We start from the raw sequence: 18,593 nt of genomic DNA, 5'->3' as shown, positions 1-18,593 counted from the left end.
GGGTTCTAGTAGACGAATTTACGCTGCGACCAGTAGCTGAACAGGAACAGAACCGCTTCCGTCGCGAGCTTAGCCGCCAGTAATGGGACGCCTAAATTAATATTGAGAAAATGCAGGACGGCGTAATTCAATAGTAGAACGACGATTACTAACGCGTAATATTTCGGCAGCGACTTTGTGACGGAGGACGATGACGATGCCGATGCCGTGGTCGATGCTGCTGCCGAAGTTTTCCGGCTGCCCTTGCGAAATACGAATTTTCGATTGAGGGAGTAATTGACGATCGAGCTGCCAATTCTCGCGCCTATGACGGCAAATAAGAGATGGCCGCTTAACAGCTGCAAGACGAGAAGCAGGACAAAATCAACGGCGAATGAAGAGAGCGACGACGCGATGAAGGTGATGATCGGCTTATAAACACGAACGGAATCTTTGATCGGATGAAAATGACTCGATTTATTTTCGTCCAAATAAACGGTGTCGATCGGAATTTCATGGAACGCGTAGCCTGCTCCAGGCGCCTCAAGCAGCATGTTCATCTCATACTCGAACCTTTCCCCGTTAAGGTTGCACAGCCAGTCCAGCAAGGCGGATGGATAGCCGCGAAGGCCGGTCTGCGTATCATACAGCTTCACTCCCGTAGAGAAAGCGTACATCTTGCGCGTCATTGTATTGCCGAAGCGGCTGCGCAGAGGCACATTGCCCGTAAACCGGCGGCCGCCCATGACAATCCGGCCTGGATGTTCGAGGACAGCTTCGGCGATCCGCTTAATATCGGAAGGCAAATGCTGACCGTCGCTGTCTGCGCAGACGACGCCATCGGTATCCATATGGCTTCTTATATAATTGAAGCCTGTCTTGAGCGCGCGGCCTTTGCCCAGATTGGTTTTATGCGTCAGCAGCATGCAGCCCATTTGAACAACTTGCTTGAACCATTCGCTGTAAGACTCGCCGCTGCCGTCATCGACGACAACGATTGGCATGCCAGGAATGGAAATCTGCAGATCCTCGATCAGCTTGATCAGTCTAACATCCGGCTCGTAGGAAGGAATAAGGATAACCATCTCCATCACCTACCTTTCCGCGATATATAAAATATCGCTCACTCCGCGTTCTTTGTTTTTGCCTTGCGGATTGTTGACGACTCTGCCCATGAAATACATCGTAGACGAGCCGCCGCCGTCCAAATTATAAGCTTCGGTTGCGCCAAGATCGGCGAACACCTCAGCGAATTCATCCAACGTCATGCCTCTGCTGTAATTCGACTTACGACCGTCGACGACGACGAACACATAATGATTAGCTGAGATCATTCCAATGCCGGTTCGCGGGTTAGCGCCTTGGATGGAGCGATTGCCGAAGTTCGTATCGATCTTTACGCTGCCTAGGTCATCCGCGATCTCCCCGTTTTGGATTAAGGCGGGGCCGAATGACAGCGTGTCGACGACGCCGTCCGCGAGCAGGCTGGATGAGGAAACTTCCGTCTCGTCAAAGCTGCTGATCGTACCGTCCGCGAATAAGCCAAGTCCGATACGAACCGGCTCGTCCCGATACACCGTCCCGCCCCGGATAATAACGCCGTCGCCGCGGAAGCCGTAATAATCGCCGTTAATCGCGAAGAGGGCGTTATTGTCTTCAGCGATGCTGGAGGTGTAATCGATCACGTTGCGGCCGAAGCTGTTTTTGGCAAAAGCCGAGCTTAGGGTCGCGTCACCCGACAGCTGTACATCGGCTACGAAATACGTAATCATGTCCTCGCCGGAGCCCGTCTGAACCTGATCGATGCTAATGCTGATTTCATCGCTCTCGTAATTCCAATCGTCGTATTCGGCTTGCTCTGCGGCAGGCTCTTGAGTGGCGCTGCTATCGTCGGTATCGACGCTTTGCGGCGTTTCCACGACGACCTCGACCTTTTCGATTAAGTAACGGTCAGCGAGGGCGTACAGGATGCCGCCGATAACGACTACTGCTGTGGTAATGATAATGGCGTATAGCTTTTTTCTTGATTTTCGGGATGAGTTCATGGCTGTTATCACTTCCTGTTTGTTAGGGTTTCCTAACGATAAATCAGGCAGCTTAAACGAACCTTAAGGGTTAAAGGAATCGCCAAGGGGAAAGAAGCTGACTTAATGGAGAAGCATAGGGGCTTGCTTGATCGAAGGCGCATGCCGGAATATTTTCTTATAGGCGCGGTAGAAGGAGGAGTAATCGCCGAAGCCGGCCGAGGCCGCGGCGCTATTAGCGGATTGGCCTTGCAGCATGAGATTTTGGGCCATCACGACCCGTTTGTGGATGACGTAATTAAGCACAGTGGTGCCGGTTGCCTGGCGAAAAACTTTGTTCAGGTGATGTTTGCTTATGAAAAAATGGGCAGAGAGCTCATCGAGCGTAATCGGTTCGGCGATGTGATCGTTCAAATATTGAATGACGCGGGAAACGGTAGTAGAAGAGGCGGAAGCTTCCGTATGGCTCTTAAGCGAATGGCTCATTTGCAATATTTGCGATAGCAGCGCTTCTAGCCGAATGCGGAGCGACAGCTCGCGAATATCAGCTTCGAAATCGCGGCAATCCATGAGCTGCTTGAAGAAGGAGAACAGCTCGTCCTTCACGCCTTGCGCGAAGTAAATGTTACTTGAGCCGCCTTCGGTATGAAAGGGAGACAAGAGGACGGATTGGTACTCGCGCGGCAGAAATCCGGCAACAAAATGAAGCGATATGCGCTCGTATGGCGCATCGCTTTCGATCTTGACGCCATGAAACACATGGGGGGCAATGAGCAGGATGCTGTGCGGCTCGGGGTCGTAGCGTTTGCCATCCACGAGATAGCTCACGTCGCCGGCGACGAAGTAGAACACTTCATAGAAGTTATGGCAATGCAGGGCGTACTGTTCCGTATTGCCATGTCCAACCGTATGGTGGAGAATGATCGAATCCGTATGAATATTCACGTGCTGCATACTCTTACCCCCTGATCGATATTCCCCTCAAGTGTAGGAGATAATCGCTATATTTGCAATGTTATTATCGATATTCACAATGGCGATTCCAGACCTGTTATCTATAATTAATGGTGTAGGAACAATTGGAGATAAGGTCAAGGAGGAGACGGGACTTATGATTTTGGGCGCGCATCTGTATACGGTTAGATCGTTCATCCAGACGGAGGAAGATATAAGACGATCGCTTAAGAAGATTGCAGATATGGGGTACAAATCGATTCAAGTATCCGCTATGGGGAAGATTGAACCGCAGACACTTAGGGCGATTTGCGATGAACTGTCGCTGAAGATTGCGCTCACGCATACGGGCTTCGACCGGATCGTGAACGAAACCGACAAAGTCATCGAAGAGCATGACATTCTTGGCTGCGATTACATCGGCATCGGAGGCATGCCGGAGAAATACCGTACGATGGACTGGTACGATTATTTCGCCAAAGACGTGCGCAAAGCCGCCGGCACAATCGCACAAGCAGGCAAACTGTTCATGTATCATAATCATAATTTCGAATTCGAGAAGATCGACGGCCGACGCATGATCGAAAGGCTGATCGAAGACCTGTCCCCGGAGGAAATGGGCATTACGCTCGACACGTATTGGGTGCAGGCAGCAGGCGCTGACGTATGCGAGTGGATCGAACGGTTGCAGGATCGCCTTCACTGCGTGCATCTGAAGGATATGGCAGTAAGAGGCATGGAACAATTAATGGCGCCGGTTATGGAAGGCAATATGAACTTCCCGGCAATTATGAAAGCGCTTGAGAAGACGAATGCGAAATATTTGCTCGTGGAGCAGGACACCTGCCAAGGAAGTCCGTTCGAATGCTTGCAGACSAGCTACAATAATCTAGCCGCGCTAGGCTATCGATAGGAGGAGAATAGGTGATGAGCAGCATGCGATTAGGTATTATCGGAATGGGCAATATGGGGACGGATCATGCGAAGAAACTGACGGGAGGCGCAGTGCAGGAAATCGTATTGACCGCCGTGGCGGACAAGGACGAGAAGCGTCTTGAAGCAGCCAGAGCGTATTTGCCGGATACGGTAGCGATGTTTGACGGGCCGGAGGCTCTGATGAACAGCGGCTTGTGCGATGCCGTTATCGTCGCTACGCCGCATTACGATCACCCAACGCTCGCTATCCAGGCTTTCGAGCATGGACTCCATGTTATGGTTGAAAAACCGGCTGGCGTATATACGAAGCAGGTCCGTGAAATGAACGAGAAGGCGCAGGAGAGCGATGTCGTATTCGGCATGATGTTCAATCAACGAACGAACCCGGTATACCGCAAAATGCATGAGCTTGTGCATAGCGGCGAGCTAGGCGCGATCAAGCGGGTCAACTGGATCATAACGGACTGGTACCGGTCGCAGGCATATTATGATTCCGGCAGCTGGCGCGCGACATGGGCGGGCGAGGGCGGAGGCGTACTTATCAACCAATGTCCGCATAATATCGACCTGCTCCAATGGATCTGCGGCATGCCAAGCAAGGTACGGGCGTTCTGCCATAACGGCAAGTGGCATAACATCGAGGTCGAGGACGATGTGACGGCATACTTGGAATTCCCGAACGGAGCGACAGGCGTATTCATTACGACGACCGCCGATCTGCCGGGAACGAATCGGTTCGAGATTACGCTCGAGCGGGGCAAACTGATCTGCGAGAACGATAAGTTGACGCTTCATAAGCTCAGCCAGAGCGAGCGGGAATTCTGCTTCGAGACGAAAGAAGGCTTCGCGCGTCCGAGCGTCGAAGTGTCCGTCGTCGAGACGCATGGGGACAACAGCCAGCATATGGGCGTTCTGTCCGCTTTCGCGAAGGCGGTATTGCACGGCTCGCCGCTTGTTGCGGGCGGCGAGGAAGGCATTCACAGCCTGACTCTGTCGAACGCGATGCACCTGTCCAGCTGGCTGGAGCAGACGGTCGAGCTCCCGATCGACGAGGAGGCTTACTTGGCGGAACTTAACAAGCGGGCAGCGGCTTCCAAGTTCAAGACGGTGGAGGCGCAGCTGTTCGATACGAGCGGCAGCTTCGGAAGCTAGCTAGTCCGGGTGCGTGATAGTGTCGTTTTAGGAAACTAAATCGCTCTTTTGGTGGGGAAACGCCTCATTAGTTTGATTTCGGGAAACTAATGGGGCGTTTTTGGCGCAAGGTGAGCAAACCGACAATTTAGTTCGATAAATTGTCACTATATGCGGTATGTCGGCATGGCAAACAAAATTAGTTCGACGAAATGCCGTTAATGCGTGGAGTGTGCTCGACTTGGGAGGCTTACTTGAGACAGTGGCTGATATCATGGTTTAATAAATAATGAACCATAAATCAGGCAGCCTCAGAGCGAGCGGAAGGATGGAACAAACAATGATGCAAGCGGTCGAGATAACGAATCAAGAGCAGCTGAAGCTTGCTTTTGACATACGCATGGATGTGTTTGTGAAAGAGCAGGGCGTAGCCGCGGAAGTGGAGATCGACGAATACGATGTATTGGACGGAAAGACAAGCCATGCGCTCGTTTATTACGACGAGAAGCCGGTAGGCACTGGGCGTGTCCGGGTCGATGAGGAGACGAAGACAGCGAAGCTTCAACGCATATGCGTTCGGGCCGCCTATCGGAAGTACGGCGTTGGCAAGGTCATAATGGACAAGCTGGAGCAGTTGGCGAAGCGGGATGGCGCATCCAAGGCGAAGCTGCACGGGCAGACGGAGGCGGAAGGCTTCTACTTGAAGCTTGGTTACCGCACAGCATCCGATGTATTCATGGAGGAAGGCATTCCCCATGTGCTAATGGTGAAGGAACTGTAATTGCGAGGAAGAGACTTGGGTGCAAGGCTGACCGCCTTGGCACTCGGTCTCTTTTTTTGCGCAGATGTGGCCATCTACAGGTTTTTGGCTGGGGAAAGACGAATAATAAAGCAGGCCATATCGTAATAACGCTCATGAAGAGCATAGAAATAGCCACACTTATGGAAAGCTTTTTTTGCTATAGTACAATTATTAGTCGGAGGTGCCAGCATGAGAACGGGCCTTATCAATCCTATGACAAAGCTTAACGTCAAGCAGCAGCTTATCCTATTGTTCCTCGTAATGGTAAGCCCGATCTATCTGCTCCATTGGTACGGCAACATGAAGACGGAGCATCTGCTCAAAAATCATGTGACGAATGCGTACGTTGAGCTCATTAAGCAGAATTACACGCTTATTAACCGTGACATCGATACCGTAAGCAAAATAACGACGACGATGATCCAAAACCCCGTTGTGCAAAAGCTTATTCCGAGCGAGCACGATGCCGTCATCGAACGGGTAAGAAAGTTCGACAGCGTCGACAAGCTGCTTTCCAACAACTCGATTCCATTAAACGGAGGGGAAGCGGTTTATTATTCGTTGTACGTGTACGATCCGAACGATTATTATTTCTTCGCTCCGAAGCAGCAGTTTAATCAGACCGGCGTATATTTCTTCAATGATAAGACCAAGCCCGAATGGTTCGACGATGCGGTGAAACGGAACAGCGGCGGCTATATGACGATGATCGACACGAATATCGGCTTGTCTAGGGTGAAGACGTATGCGTATATTCGAGCCGTCAACAGCGTGAATATTGCAAACGATACCATAGGCATTCTTGTCGCGACGCAAATGGATAAAAAGATCGGGGAATCGCTGCGATCCGTATCGCTGCCGGATGGCCATATTTATTTTACCGATTGGAACGATCGCGTCATGAGCGCAACCGAACCTCATCTGATTGATACGATTCTGTCCCTTCCAGCTGATGCTTCGATTCCCGATGGCGTCAATTCGCAAGGCAATCTTGACCTCATTACGGAAGATTCGATCTACGTGATCAACTATGACCGAGGCACGCAGACGAAGCTTATTTATCAGATTCCGGTGGAGTCGCTGCTTAAACAGCAGAACGAGCTGAAACGCGTTATCCAATTGATATCGGTTGTTTACTTGCTTCTTGGCTGTATCGTTATGATTTATTTTTGGCGTTCGTTAATGACGCCGTTGCAGCGGCTGGCCCAGTTCGTGCGCACCTATGAGCCGGGCAAGCTTGTGCCGGAGACGCCGTTCAAAGGACGAAACGACGAGGTCGGCGTACTCGTTGGCGCGCTTTACGATATGGCCAGAAGGCTTAACGTGCTTATTCATTATAAGTACCATATGGACCTGAAGCAGAAGGAGTCGCAATTGCAGCTGCTGTACCAGCAGATTAATCCGCATTTGCTCTACAATACGCTGGAAAGCATTTATTGGAAAAGCTCGCTCGAGGGCAAGACGGAATCCGCGGATATGATCAAGGAGCTATCCAAGCTGATGAAGATCAGCCTCAGCCGCGGCCGGGAGCTGATCACGCTGGAGGAAGAGCTGGAGCATGCATCGGCGTATGTGAGCTTGCAGCAGAAGCGATATAAATATGAATTCGAAGTGAACTGGATTATTCCGGACGCCGCGCGCCAGGTGTTAATTCCGAAGATTACGCTGCAGCCGCTGATCGAGAATGCGATGATCCATGCCGTCAAGAACATGGGCGAGGATGGCGAAATTCGGATTTCGGCGATGATCGAGGGAGAGCGAGTAACGATCAAGGTAGAGGACAACGGTCATAAGACGGTCGACTATGCGGCGCTTGAGCGCATCCTTAACGAGGATAAGCCGGATCATACGTCGGGCTATGGCATACGAAACATTCAGCAACGCATACAGCTGCATTTCGGCTACCAATACGGGCTAAGCTATAAAGAAAGAGAGAAGGGCGGCACGGCGGCGATGATCGTATTGCCTATGATTACAGAGGAACAACAGATTCACGAGGTATAGGATAGGGAGGCAGCAGGGATGTACAATATATTGATCGTAGACGACGAGCCGTTGATTTGTGATGGGCTGAGCAACCTGCTATCTACTTCGGGTATCAGTCTAGCTAATGTGTATATTGCCCACAGCGGCTATGAGGCGCTCGATTATTTGCGCATTGAAGAAATAGACTTGCTCGTAACCGATATTCAGATGGGTTCTATGAACGGTATCGAGCTAATGCATCAAGCGAAGCTCATTAAACCTTGGGTACAGACGATTATTATATCCGCATACGAGACGTTCCAATACGCACAGATGGCCATTCGCCTTGGCGCGAAGGATTATATGATTAAGCCGCTTAACAATGAGCAGTTTCTTGATTCGGTTCGGAATGTGCTGCTCAAGATGGATAAACCGGCAGCCGCGGAGGATCAATTCCTCTCGAAAATGCAGGAGCACTTCCGTATGGATGAGCCGCTTCCGCAGCGGACCGAGCTGTATAATCGGCTGCTTGCCCCTCCGCAGAGCAATGCCGCAGAGGCGGCAAAGCTGCTCTATGAGCGGTTCGGAACTCGAGTCGAAGGGCCGTACTTTGCGGTCATTAAGCTGAAGCTTAACTTCACGTCGGCAAAGGAACGCGCGATCCCTGCGAGCGACGCACAGCTTTTGCAGTATGCGGCGCTCAACATTGCAGGAGAACTGCTCGAGAAGGAATGGAACTACTTGGCGTTCTATTCGCCCAATCAGGAGATCAGCATTCTCATTCAATGGGACGAGAGCGAGTTCAGCGAGTCCTCCGTCAATAAGATCAATCAGCTCGATATGATCGGGCGCAGCCTTCATTATAATATCCACAAATATTTGAGCCTGCATTGCGTCATTGGGATTAGCCAAATATTGCGAGGCATCGAGTTCTTAAGTATCTTGGACGAACAGGCGCGCAAGGCGATTCTGTGGAATCGCGAGCATCGCGATCATTATGTGTTCTACTACGGCGATTTCAACTGGAGCACGTATACGCAAGATCCGACAGAGGAGGATCTAAGCGCGCAGAACAGCTTGATCGTCGAGAAGTCGAAGGCGTACATCGATCAATTTTTTAACCAAAAGGGTCTAACCCTGCACGAGGTCGCTCAGAAAAATCACGTCAGTCCGAACTACTTGAGCTATCTGTTCAAGAAGGATACGGGATATAACCTATGGGAGTATGTCATCAAGCTGCGGATGGAAGAAAGCCGCCGGCTCATGCTGCAAACCGATCTTCGCAGGTATGAAATATCGGAGCGGGTCGGGTACGAGTCGCCGGAGCATTTCAGCAAAATATTCAAAAAGTACTTTGGCATGAGTCCGAGCGAGATGAAGAAGCAGTCAAGCGATTAGAACGACTCGATATCGCTCCGCGCACAACGAGTAAAAATGAACATCATTGCCTTAGATATGCACATTATCAGCGAGCGTCTATCCTTCTAAAATGGTATAGAGCGATAGAAAAGAAAAGAGGGAACGCTGATGAAACAACAAGTCGCAATGAGCGAATCGCCGGGCGTCAATGCCTTGCGCAAGCCGGGCAGGTGGAAAAAACATATTCCGGGTTATTTGTTTTTAGTGCCTGCCGCCATCATTTTTTTACTGTTTTTGTGGGTGCCGATATCGAAAGGGTTATTTTATAGCTTTTACCACATCGACTTCGTCAAAGGGAATGAGTTTGTAGGATTCGATAACTATAAAACGGTGTTCAAGGACGCCGACGTATGGATTGCGATCAAAAACTCGCTGTATTACATGTTCCTCGGTCTTGTTATGGGCTTCTGGGTTCCGATCGTATTTGCCATTATTATATCCGAGATGCGCCGCTTCCAAGGGATTGTACGTATCGCCGCTTATTTGCCTAACGTGCTCCCGGCGGTTGTATTGTACGGGCTATGGCGCTGGTTCTACGATCCGGTCGGACCGATTAACGGTGCATTGACTGGACTTGGCACCAATCAAATCGCTTTCCTATCCGATAAATCATGGTCGATGATCTCGATCGTCTTCATGGAATCGTGGCAGCAATTCGGGTCTGCCATGCTTATCTATTTGGCAGCCATGCTCAGCATTCCGAAGGATTGGTATGAAGCTGCGGAGATCGATGGCGCGGGCATATTCCGTAGAATATGGCATATTACGCTTCCTTCCATAAGAGGGCTGTTGATGCTGCTGCTGTTGATGCAACTGATCAGCACATCGCAAGGGTTCCAGTCGCAGCTTGCCTTGCTGGACGGCGGACCGAACAAAGCAACGCTAACGTATGCTCTGCTCATTATTAAGTATGCCACCACACGATTGGATTACGGTGTAGCTTCTGCGCTTGGCGTTCTGATGTTCCTTGTGCTTGGCGGTCTGGCACTGCTTCAATTCAGGCTGAACAACAAGGGAGGGAACTAACCATGAAGGCCAAGACGATAGAGCGCGGTATCTTATCCGATTACGACTATAAGAAAAAATCCAATATAGCAGGTTTGGCATTAATCGTCCTCCTTATACTGATCATGGTCGCTTCCATGGTCTATCCGATTCTGTCAACGTTGTTCAACGGACTTAAGGCGAATACGGAGGTTAACTCCTTCCCGCCGCGCTTCCTGCCGGTGGAATGGCATTTTGACAACTATAAGACTGGCTGGAACTATATCGATCTAACGCAGTTTCTAGGCAACACGGTTGCGATCTTCGTCGGCAACATGATCGTGACGGTCGTTGTGCTTGGTCTTGCGGCATTCAGCTTGTCGAAGCTGAACGTTCCGTATCAGAAGGGGATTTACTTCTTCTTCATGATTACGCTGTTCATCCCACCTAGCACGTACATCATTCCGAACTTCCTTAATTTGCGGGATCTCGGGCTGCTTAACTCCTATTGGGCATTCTGGCTGCCTGCGGGCGCAAGCGCATTTTTCTTATTGTTGCTGAAAAACTTCTTCGATGACATCCATCATGAAATGTTCGAAGCTGCGCGGATCGATGGCGCATCGGAGTGGGGCTCGTTCACGCGGATCGCGCTCCCACTATCGGTTCCGATCTTCTCGACGCTGGCGATCTTCGTATTCTCGAGCGCATGGAACGAGTGGTTCTGGCCTTCGCTCGTCATGCAAAGCGATGATACGTATCCGCTTGCAACGGCAATCTATAAGTATGTTATTCAGGCTCGCAGGCTTGACCTGAACATTCGGTTCGCGATTCTAACGATGGTCATGCTGCCTCCAATCGTTGTTTTCCTGATGTTCMAAAAGTACATTATGCGCGGATTACAGCTCGGCGGCGTGAAAGGATAGCAGGTTCTACGAATCGTAAACCTGCACATGATCGACATAAAAATACACCTCGTCGCATGAAAACGCCTTCGTTATGATGAGAATGTAAAAACAAATCCGAATGAGAAGGGGTATAACGATGCTAAAGAAAAATGTCGTAGTCATGGTTTGTCTCGTCCTGCTGATGTCGATCGTCGCAGCGTGCAGCGGCAACGGAAACAATAAGACGGAGGAAACAACACCGCCAGCGGCAACGGATAAACCGAGCAACCAAGGCTCGGAAGAGACGGAACCGCCTAAGGAAGATATCAAGGACAAAAAAGTAACGATCAGCATTTATTATCCATTGCCTGACCAAGTCGAGAACCGCAAAGCGGAAGACGATAAAATCGCGCGTTTCATCAAAGAATACCCGAACGTTGAAATCGTAAAAAGCGACTGGCACTACAACCCGACGGAAATCGGCGTAAAAATGGCTTCGAACGAAGCGCCGACCGTATTCAACACTTGGGCAACAGAAGCGAAGTTCCTTGTTGAACGCGGCTGGGCTGCCGATATTACGGAGCTGTGGGATAACTACGAATACAAAGATCAAATCAACCCGATCCTTCAATCGCAATTCAACATCGACGGCAAAGTATACGGCATCTCCCAAAAAGGTTATGTGACGACGACGGTTGTCAACAAGAAGATGCTTGACGACAAAGGCGTAGCAGTACCTGGCTATGACTGGACTTGGGACGATATGTACAACACGGCTAAAGCGGTTGCCGACCCTGGCAAAGGTATTGCCGGTATCGCACCAATGGGCAGAGGCACGGAAGCTGGCTGGAACTGGACGAATTTCTTGTTCGAAGCAGGCGGCGAGATCCAAACGGTTGGCGACGGCAAAGTAACGGCAGCCTTCAACTCGGCTGCTGGCGTCAAAGCTCTTGAGTTCTACAACAAGCTGAGATGGGAAGCTAACGCAATTCCGCAAGACTGGGCACTTGGCTGGGGCGATGCAGTAGGCGCATTCGCACAAGGCCGTACGGCAATGGTAATTGCAGGTGCTGAAGGCGTACTGGAGCAAGCGCTTAACCAAGGCGGCATGCAGCCGGCGGACGTATTGACATTCCCAATGCCGAAAGCAGATGCGAACGGCAAGCATACAGGCGTTCTTGGCGGCGACTACCTTGTTATTAACCCGAATGCTTCGAAAGACGAGCAAGAAATCGCATTCCGTTATGTAACGTTCGATTACTTCACAGACAAAGGTCTGGAGTCGCTTGAAAACGATATTAAGAAACGTCAAGAAGAAGGCAAATTCTTCATTCCGCCGCAATTGAACTACTTCGGCAGCGATTCCGAATACGGTCAAAAGGCAAAAGCGATCTTCGACAAATACGACAATGTATACAAATACGCTGCTGAATCCGACAGCTTGCTTGACGGTAAAGCAGAAGCACAATACAATACGCAAGATTACTACGGCGAAGTAACGAACGTATTGCAAGAAGTATTCTCCAAAAAAGGCGCAGACCTGCAGAAGCTGCTCGACAACTCTGCTAAGCTGGTACAAGAGAAATTCTACGATCCAATCAAAGTCGAATAGGAAGGCAGAAGCCCGATTCTCCGTATGGAGGGTCGGGCTTCTTGCTTGTGCTTAATCCGCTGGCTCGTCGATTTCGATGTTCGTAATTTGATTCAGCGGAATGGTCATGAGCGTAGACGAACCAGTGATAAAAGTGACTAGGGTATCTTGAATACTCGATACCGTGCCAGTGAAGCCTGTCGGTTGTCCGGCAGTCATGACAGTGACCGTAGTGCCTTCCAGCAAATACGCTTCCAATAAGGCTGTCAGTTCGGAAAAGTCGCCAATGAATGCTGGCCCAGGAGGACCTTGAATGCCTTGGATGCCCTGTGGTCCTTCAGGTCCTGGGTCGCCTGTTGGTCCGACTGGCCCTTGGATGCCTGGAACGCCTTGAGGTCCGATTGGCCCTATAATCCCTTCAGCGCCGGTAGCTCCAGTAGCACCGATCGGTCCTGTAAGTCCGCGTAAGCCTTGCGCTCCATTGTAGCCTCTTAGGCCTCTTAGAGCTTTTGGTTTTTTAACGCATTTGATAGGCTTGACGACAACTATCTTCTTAACAACATGTTCTTTTTTAATAACATGTACCTTCTTAACAACATGTATCTTCTTCCATTTTTTTATAGCTTTAGCCCGTTTCACGAGTTTAACTTTTTTAGCTTTTTTCAGTTTTTTGTCATGATGCGGATTAGGTTTTTCATCGTGCTTATGCTTGTGTTCATGTTTGTGTTCATGCTTGTGTTCATGTTTGTGCTTATGCTCATCATGTTGTTTTTCATGATCGCAACAGTGTCTTACAGGCACGCATTGACCCTCCAGTAATAGCAGGGGCGCGCCTGGAGGACTGTAGTAACGTTTTTTAGGCACTTTAACGATTTTTATTTTTTTGTGTTTCACCGGCTTGTGAACAGGCGCAATAGCTGCGTGGTTTTCATGATGATGGTGGTGATGATGATGGTGATGGACCGGGGTCATCTGCCTCGGATCAATGACGTATCTGCCTTGAATGGAGACGGATGGACGTTTGATATAGACTTTCGTCATATGCGTTCCTCCTAGTGGTTCGTACTCCTATATATGTATCCTTCTCGAGCTTGAGAGGTTCTAGGATATACACTATCTTTTGTCTTCTAGCACGCCTTGCGAGACACTAGCCCTGCCGCTGCAAAGGGTTATGGATATTCAATTTTATCCGTGAGTGTCATCGGTGTATAATTGTTGTATATCAAAGGTCTAGTGGAGGCGGAGCATGTACACGATCATGATCATAGAGGATGACGCGAAGATAGCCGAGCTGCTGCGCGCACATATCGAGAAGTACGGCAATGAAGCCGTTATCGCCAGCGGCTTCCAACATATACTGGATCAGTTCCAGCAGATCAAGCCGCATGTGGTGTTGATGGACATTAATTTGCCTAGCTTCGACGGCTTCTATTGGTGCAGGCAGATTCGTACTGTATCGACTTGCCCGATCATCTTCATCTCCGCCCGAAGCGGCGAGATGGATCAAGTACGGGCAATCGAGAACGGCGGCGACGACTATATGACGAAGCCTTTTCATTATGAGGTCGTCATGGCCAAGATACGCAGCCAGCTGCGGCGAGTCTACGGCGATTATGCAGCATCTTCGGCTGAACGGCTCGTTGAACGGGCAGGATTGACGCTTTACCCGGAGCGAATGGAGCTCAGACTGGGGGACAAGACCGCTGCATTGACGAAGAAGGAGACGGTGCTTGTAGAGACGCTGCTAAGCAGGTTCGAGCGACTGGTCAGCAGAGAGATCATTTTGGAGAAGCTATGGGATGATTATACGTATGTGGATGATAACGCGCTCAGTGTTAACATTACGCGAGTGCGCAAGAAGCTGGCTGAGCTTGGCATTGAGGGCTCGCTGGAAACGGTTCGCGGCACAGGCTATCGGTTAAGCGACACTTGGAGCGAGGGGAGACAGCTATGAAGCTGTTCCTCCGTGAGCAATGGCCTTTGGTTGGTGTCGTTCTGCTACAGATGGCGGCGGTGACCGTGGTCTTTTATTTGGAAGGTTATCGGAATTGGAAGGTTGCGCTGTATGCGTATTTGCTTGGTTTTTTCTTCTTAGCTGTGTATTTGGTTTACCGGTATGCAAGTCATCGGCGGTTCTATGAGGTGCTGTCGAGCAAGCAGGTTCGAATCGAGGAATCGATTCAAACGTTGGAATCCGCCCCGCTGCAAGCGGCTCTTGGAGAGCTGCTGCATACGCAATACCGTCATTATCAGAAGCAGATTTTAGAGGATGAGCGCAAGTGGCAAAATCAGATTACGTTCATGAATCAATGGGTACATCAGATGAAGACGCCGCTCTCGGTGCTGGAGCTGCTGCTGCAGGATAGCGACGAGCCGCGGGATGTCAGCATGTCCGAGGAAACGGATCGTATTCGCAAGGGACTTGAGATGGTACTGTATATGGCGAGGCTGGAGACGTTCGAGCAGGACTTTCAGGTGGAGACGTTATCGCTTAGGGAGCTCGTGAACGATGTCATTTTGGAAAATAAACGGCTATTCATCCGCAGCTTCGTTTATCCCGAGATTCAGATTGATGAATCCCTTCGCGTGGAATCCGACGGCAAATGGCTGCGGTTCATCCTGCAGCAGTTGATTGCCAACGCGATTAATTACTCGGCGGGCACGAAGCAGAAGGTGACCGTGTCGGCAACGACAGACGATCGGTCGGTTATATTGGAGGTTATCGATCAGGGAGCGGGCATTCCCGCATCTGATCTGTCACGCGTCTTCCAGCCGTTCTTCACTGGAGAAAATGGCCGTAGGTTCAAGGAATCAACAGGCATGGGCCTTTATATCGTGAAGCTGGTGCTGGACAAGATGAACCACGATATCAAGTTGAAATCAAAGGTTGGCCAAGGAACGACCGTACGCATCACATTCCCGTATGCCGCCCGGGTGGGAGGTCTGTAAAAGCATATGCGCACCGCGTACAGCTCCCCGTCGACCGGCTTTTCACACCGATCCGAGTCTGTAAGCGCATATATGATCCTACAGCCTGCTTGGCAGAGTTACTCATGTGCTGTAAGAACATATGCGCACTTACGGCTCGTCACCCGGCGCATATCCAATGGCCCATTCGCCAATCTTACAAAGTTGTTAGGTAAATGAAAGCTGCGCTCATAGGAGCGGCGGCTTTTTTGGGCTAAACTAAACCTATCAACAAAATGTGAGGAGAGATCATCCAGTGGAACTGCTGCATGTACGAAGCTTAAATAAAATATATCCGGGCAAGGTTGCTTATAAAGCATTGACGAACGTTGATCTGACGATTGAGAAGGGGGAGTTCGTCGGCATCATGGGCCCATCGGGCAGCGGTAAAACGACGCTGCTGAATATGGTGTCCACGATCGACCGTCCGACCTCCGGCGAGGTTCGTATTAACGGACAAGATCCTTATGAGCTGTCCTCCGAGAAGCTCTCCMAGTTTCGCCGGCGGGAGCTTGGATTTGTATTCCAAGCGTTCAATCTGCTCGACACGCTAACGGTGAAGGAAAATATCGTATTGCCGCTAACACTCGACGGTGTAGACCTGAAAGAGATGAACAAGCGAGTTGCCTATATGGCTGAGAAGCTGGGCATTAGCGGTATCCTCGATAAACGCACTTATGAAATATCGGGCGGTCAAGCACAGCGTACGGCAATTGCGCGGGCGCTCATTCACACTCCGAAGCTGCTGCTGGCTGACGAACCGACCGGTAATCTCGATTMCAAGTCGGCGCGGGATGTAATGGAGCTGATGGCGCAACTGAACAAGGAGGAGAACGCGACGACGATGCTCGTGACCCATGACGCGATGGCCGCAAGCTACTGCGATAGAGTTATGTTCATCAAGGATGGACAGTTCTACACCGAGATTCATTGCGGCGACAACCGTCCGGCCTTCTACCAAAAAATCATCAACGTGCTCGCTTTGCTTGGGGGGAACGAGAATGAATTTTCGACAATTCGCGTTTAATAACGTTTTTCGCAAAAAAAGAACGTATGCCGCTCATTTCATGAGCAGCGCCTTCTCCGTTATGGTGTTTTTCATCTACGCGGTGCTGCTCTATCACCCTGACTTTCAGGGGCAGCTTGCATCCAGCAGCGAGACGGCTTCTTACCTTGGCGGGATGGGACTGAAAATATCGCAGTATTTGATCTTTATATTCTCGTTTCTGTTCCTGCTCTATTCGACAAGCGCCTTTCTCAAGGTGCGGAAACGCGAGTTCGGCATCCTGCTCATACTCGGCATGTCGGAGAGACAGCGCAAGAAGCTGACTTTTATCGAAAATATGATTATCGGCCTGGCTTCCGTTATATGCGGCATTGTCATTGGATTGCTCTTCACGAAGCTCATTTTACTTATTAGCTCACGTATGCTGATGCTTGAGGAGACGCTCAATTTCTATGTCCCTATTGAAGCGATATGGACGACGGCGGGAGCGTTCGCGCTGCTCTTCTTGTTCGTCTCGCTTCTGACGCTGCGGATCGGCAAGCGCAATCAAGTGCTGGATCTCATCAAGGAAGGCGAGAAGCCGAAGCCTGAACCGAAGCCGTCGCTGTGGCTTTCTCTGCTGGCGCTCGTCCTAATCTTGGGCGGTTATGGCATGGTGTTCTATTTCGTGTTCGGCAAAGCGTATTACTTCACGCTGCTTATCTCCGCAGTCAGCAGTGTTATTCTCGGTACGTATTTCATGTTCACGCAGCTCAGCGTATATGCGATACGGGCTATGAAGAAGCGGGAAAAGTTCTTTTTTCGCCGGATTAATCTTCTAACTTTATCGGATTTGACGTACCGCATGAAGGACAACGCGATTATGTTCTTTATGGTCGCTACGGTCATGGCTGTCGCGTTCTCTGGCATCGGCGTTTGTCTAGCTGTAGGCGATCCTGTCCGCTCGGAGAAAATGAATCCATACGCGATCACGTACCGGTCATTGAACCATAACAAGATGGAGCAGGAGCATATCAAGACATTTGACGAGAAGTTATCGAGCGGTGGATTCGCTTATGAGAAGGCTGCTGTCATGCACAGGTATACGGACGCGGGCGGAATGGTCATTCGTCTTAGCGACTTCAACAAGCTTGCCACGCTGCTTGGTTATGAGCCGGAGAGCTTGTCGAATACGGAAGTCAGCATCGCATCGGGAATTGCATCGCGCAGCAATCGAAGCTATGACGACGCAGGGCTGCTAACGGCGGTGAGAGAGTGGTCGAGATCTGATATGATCATTAAGAACAGATTCAATGAACTGATCTCAACGGAATACGGCGATACCTTAATCGTGTCCGACGAGCTGTTCAATACGATTCCAAAGTCGCAGTTCGAGCAAGAAAATAACATCAGCGAGACGGTCTATTATTATGTCGTGCCAGACTGGTCGGATACGCTAAGTATAAGCCGAGGCTTGGAGGAGCTTATCCCGGCACATAGCGAGAACGGCGAATACTATTATAACTTGCTCGTTATGGACTGGTATCACGACAAGCAGTTGAATGCGATTCTGTTCATTATCAGCGTGCTCGTCGGCGTTGTCTTCTTCACATTCGCGGCCAGCTTCATCTACTTCCGGCTTTATGCCGATCTGGAGCGGGATGAGCGTCAGTATCAGATGATAAGCAAGTTAGGACTTAGCCGCAAAGAGCTTAAGCGGTTAGTGACACGCCAGCTCGTGCTTATGTTCTTCCTGCCTTTCTTGCTGGGACTTATCCATAGCGCAGTGGCGTTCATCAACATGGAGGGCGTCGTTCAATATGCGATGCTAGGCAACGCGACCAAAATCTACATCTCGTTCTTCCTTATTCAGCTGGTCTATTTCTTCATGATCCGCTGGCGATATTTGCATCATATGTATCAGAAGCTGGCATAAGCGTAAGCGTTAATTGGTTCAATCAAAAAGTCTCCA

16 protein-coding genes are annotated in these 18,593 nt (G+C 50.1%); 12 read left to right on the top strand and 4 right to left on the bottom strand.

All coding sequences use genetic code 11. The features are described from left to right. Window positions 1–5 precede the first annotated feature (5 nt). The 3 genes from AC1DF0_RS18545 to AC1DF0_RS18535 form a co-directional block, all read right to left on the bottom strand. Entirely contained in the window at window positions 6–1,070 is a 1,065-nt protein-coding gene (locus AC1DF0_RS18545) for a glycosyltransferase (protein WP_477574921.1), read from the bottom strand. Window positions 1,071–1,073: 3 nt separating this feature from the next. Further along, window positions 1,074–2,024: a phosphodiester glycosidase family protein gene (locus AC1DF0_RS18540; RefSeq protein ID WP_477574920.1), complete on the bottom strand. Its 951-nt coding sequence runs from the start codon at window positions 2,022–2,024 to the stop codon at window positions 1,074–1,076. A gap of 102 nt (window positions 2,025–2,126) precedes the next feature. Continuing rightward, window positions 2,127–2,957 (bottom strand): helix-turn-helix domain-containing protein, encoded by an 831-nt coding sequence (locus tag AC1DF0_RS18535; RefSeq protein ID WP_477574919.1) that lies wholly within the window; start codon window positions 2,955–2,957, stop codon window positions 2,127–2,129. A 157-nt stretch (window positions 2,958–3,114) separates the two neighbouring features. On the opposite strand from AC1DF0_RS18535, the gene AC1DF0_RS18530 reads away from it, so the two are divergent. The 8 genes from AC1DF0_RS18530 (at window position 3,115) to AC1DF0_RS18495 (ending at window position 12,690) form a co-directional block, all read left to right on the top strand. Further along, window positions 3,115–3,870: a sugar phosphate isomerase/epimerase family protein gene (locus AC1DF0_RS18530; RefSeq protein ID WP_477574918.1), complete on the top strand. Its 756-nt coding sequence runs from the start codon at window positions 3,115–3,117 to the stop codon at window positions 3,868–3,870. Between the two features lie 14 nt (window positions 3,871–3,884). After that, on the top strand, window positions 3,885–5,045 hold the full coding sequence (locus AC1DF0_RS18525; protein WP_477574962.1) for a Gfo/Idh/MocA family protein: 1,161 nt from the start codon (window positions 3,885–3,887) through the stop codon (window positions 5,043–5,045). A 322-nt stretch (window positions 5,046–5,367) separates the two neighbouring features. Then, window positions 5,368–5,805 carry a GNAT family N-acetyltransferase gene (locus tag AC1DF0_RS18520; protein ID WP_442048109.1) on the top strand — a complete coding sequence of 146 codons (438 nt, stop codon included), beginning with the start codon at window positions 5,368–5,370 and terminating at the stop codon, window positions 5,803–5,805. 210 nt (window positions 5,806–6,015) lie between these two features. Then, the gene (locus AC1DF0_RS18515; RefSeq protein WP_477574917.1) at window positions 6,016–7,830 is read left to right on the top strand and encodes a sensor histidine kinase; all 1,815 of its coding nucleotides are present in this window, start codon (window positions 6,016–6,018) and stop codon (window positions 7,828–7,830) included. A gap of 18 nt (window positions 7,831–7,848) precedes the next feature. Then, window positions 7,849–9,189: a response regulator transcription factor gene (locus AC1DF0_RS18510; protein ID WP_442048088.1), complete on the top strand. Its 1,341-nt coding sequence runs from the start codon at window positions 7,849–7,851 to the stop codon at window positions 9,187–9,189. A gap of 129 nt (window positions 9,190–9,318) precedes the next feature. Then, the gene (locus tag AC1DF0_RS18505) at window positions 9,319–10,236 is read left to right on the top strand and encodes a carbohydrate ABC transporter permease (protein ID WP_477574916.1); all 918 of its coding nucleotides are present in this window, start codon (window positions 9,319–9,321) and stop codon (window positions 10,234–10,236) included. Between the two features lie 2 nt (window positions 10,237–10,238). Beyond that, complete coding sequence (locus AC1DF0_RS18500) at window positions 10,239–11,117, top strand: carbohydrate ABC transporter permease (RefSeq protein ID WP_477574915.1); 879 nt, start codon at window positions 10,239–10,241, stop codon at window positions 11,115–11,117. 118 nt (window positions 11,118–11,235) lie between these two features. Further along, entirely contained in the window at window positions 11,236–12,690 is a 1,455-nt protein-coding gene (locus tag AC1DF0_RS18495) for an ABC transporter substrate-binding protein (protein WP_477574914.1), read from the top strand. 51 nt (window positions 12,691–12,741) lie between these two features. Here AC1DF0_RS18495 and AC1DF0_RS18490 read toward each other — a convergent pair whose 3' ends face one another. Further along, window positions 12,742–13,710, bottom strand: coding sequence for a hypothetical protein (locus AC1DF0_RS18490; protein WP_477574913.1), 969 nt, complete (start codon window positions 13,708–13,710; stop codon window positions 12,742–12,744). Between the two features lie 205 nt (window positions 13,711–13,915). Between AC1DF0_RS18490 and AC1DF0_RS18485 the strand changes: the two genes are divergently transcribed. The 4 genes from AC1DF0_RS18485 to AC1DF0_RS18470 all read left to right on the top strand — a co-directional run bounded on the left by AC1DF0_RS18485 (window position 13,916) and on the right by AC1DF0_RS18470 (window position 18,557). Next, complete coding sequence (locus AC1DF0_RS18485) at window positions 13,916–14,623, top strand: response regulator (protein WP_477574912.1); 708 nt, start codon at window positions 13,916–13,918, stop codon at window positions 14,621–14,623. Beyond that, window positions 14,620–15,618, top strand: coding sequence for a sensor histidine kinase (locus tag AC1DF0_RS18480; protein ID WP_477574911.1), 999 nt, complete (start codon window positions 14,620–14,622; stop codon window positions 15,616–15,618). The genes AC1DF0_RS18485 and AC1DF0_RS18480 overlap by 4 nt, the downstream gene beginning before the upstream one ends. Window positions 15,619–15,892: 274 nt before the next feature. Next, a complete protein-coding gene (locus tag AC1DF0_RS18475; protein WP_477574910.1) occupies window positions 15,893–16,663 on the top strand; it encodes an ABC transporter ATP-binding protein in 771 nt (256 codons plus the stop codon). After that, on the top strand, window positions 16,638–18,557 hold the full coding sequence (locus AC1DF0_RS18470) for an FtsX-like permease family protein (protein ID WP_477574909.1): 1,920 nt from the start codon (window positions 16,638–16,640) through the stop codon (window positions 18,555–18,557). The genes AC1DF0_RS18475 and AC1DF0_RS18470 overlap by 26 nt, the downstream gene beginning before the upstream one ends. Window positions 18,558–18,593: the final 36 nt, after the last annotated feature.

It is taken from the genome of Paenibacillus sp. 05T425, from assembly GCF_056396205.1.
The sequence above is the reverse complement of the archived record's forward strand: the minus strand, read 5'-3'. Positions and strand labels throughout refer to the sequence as shown.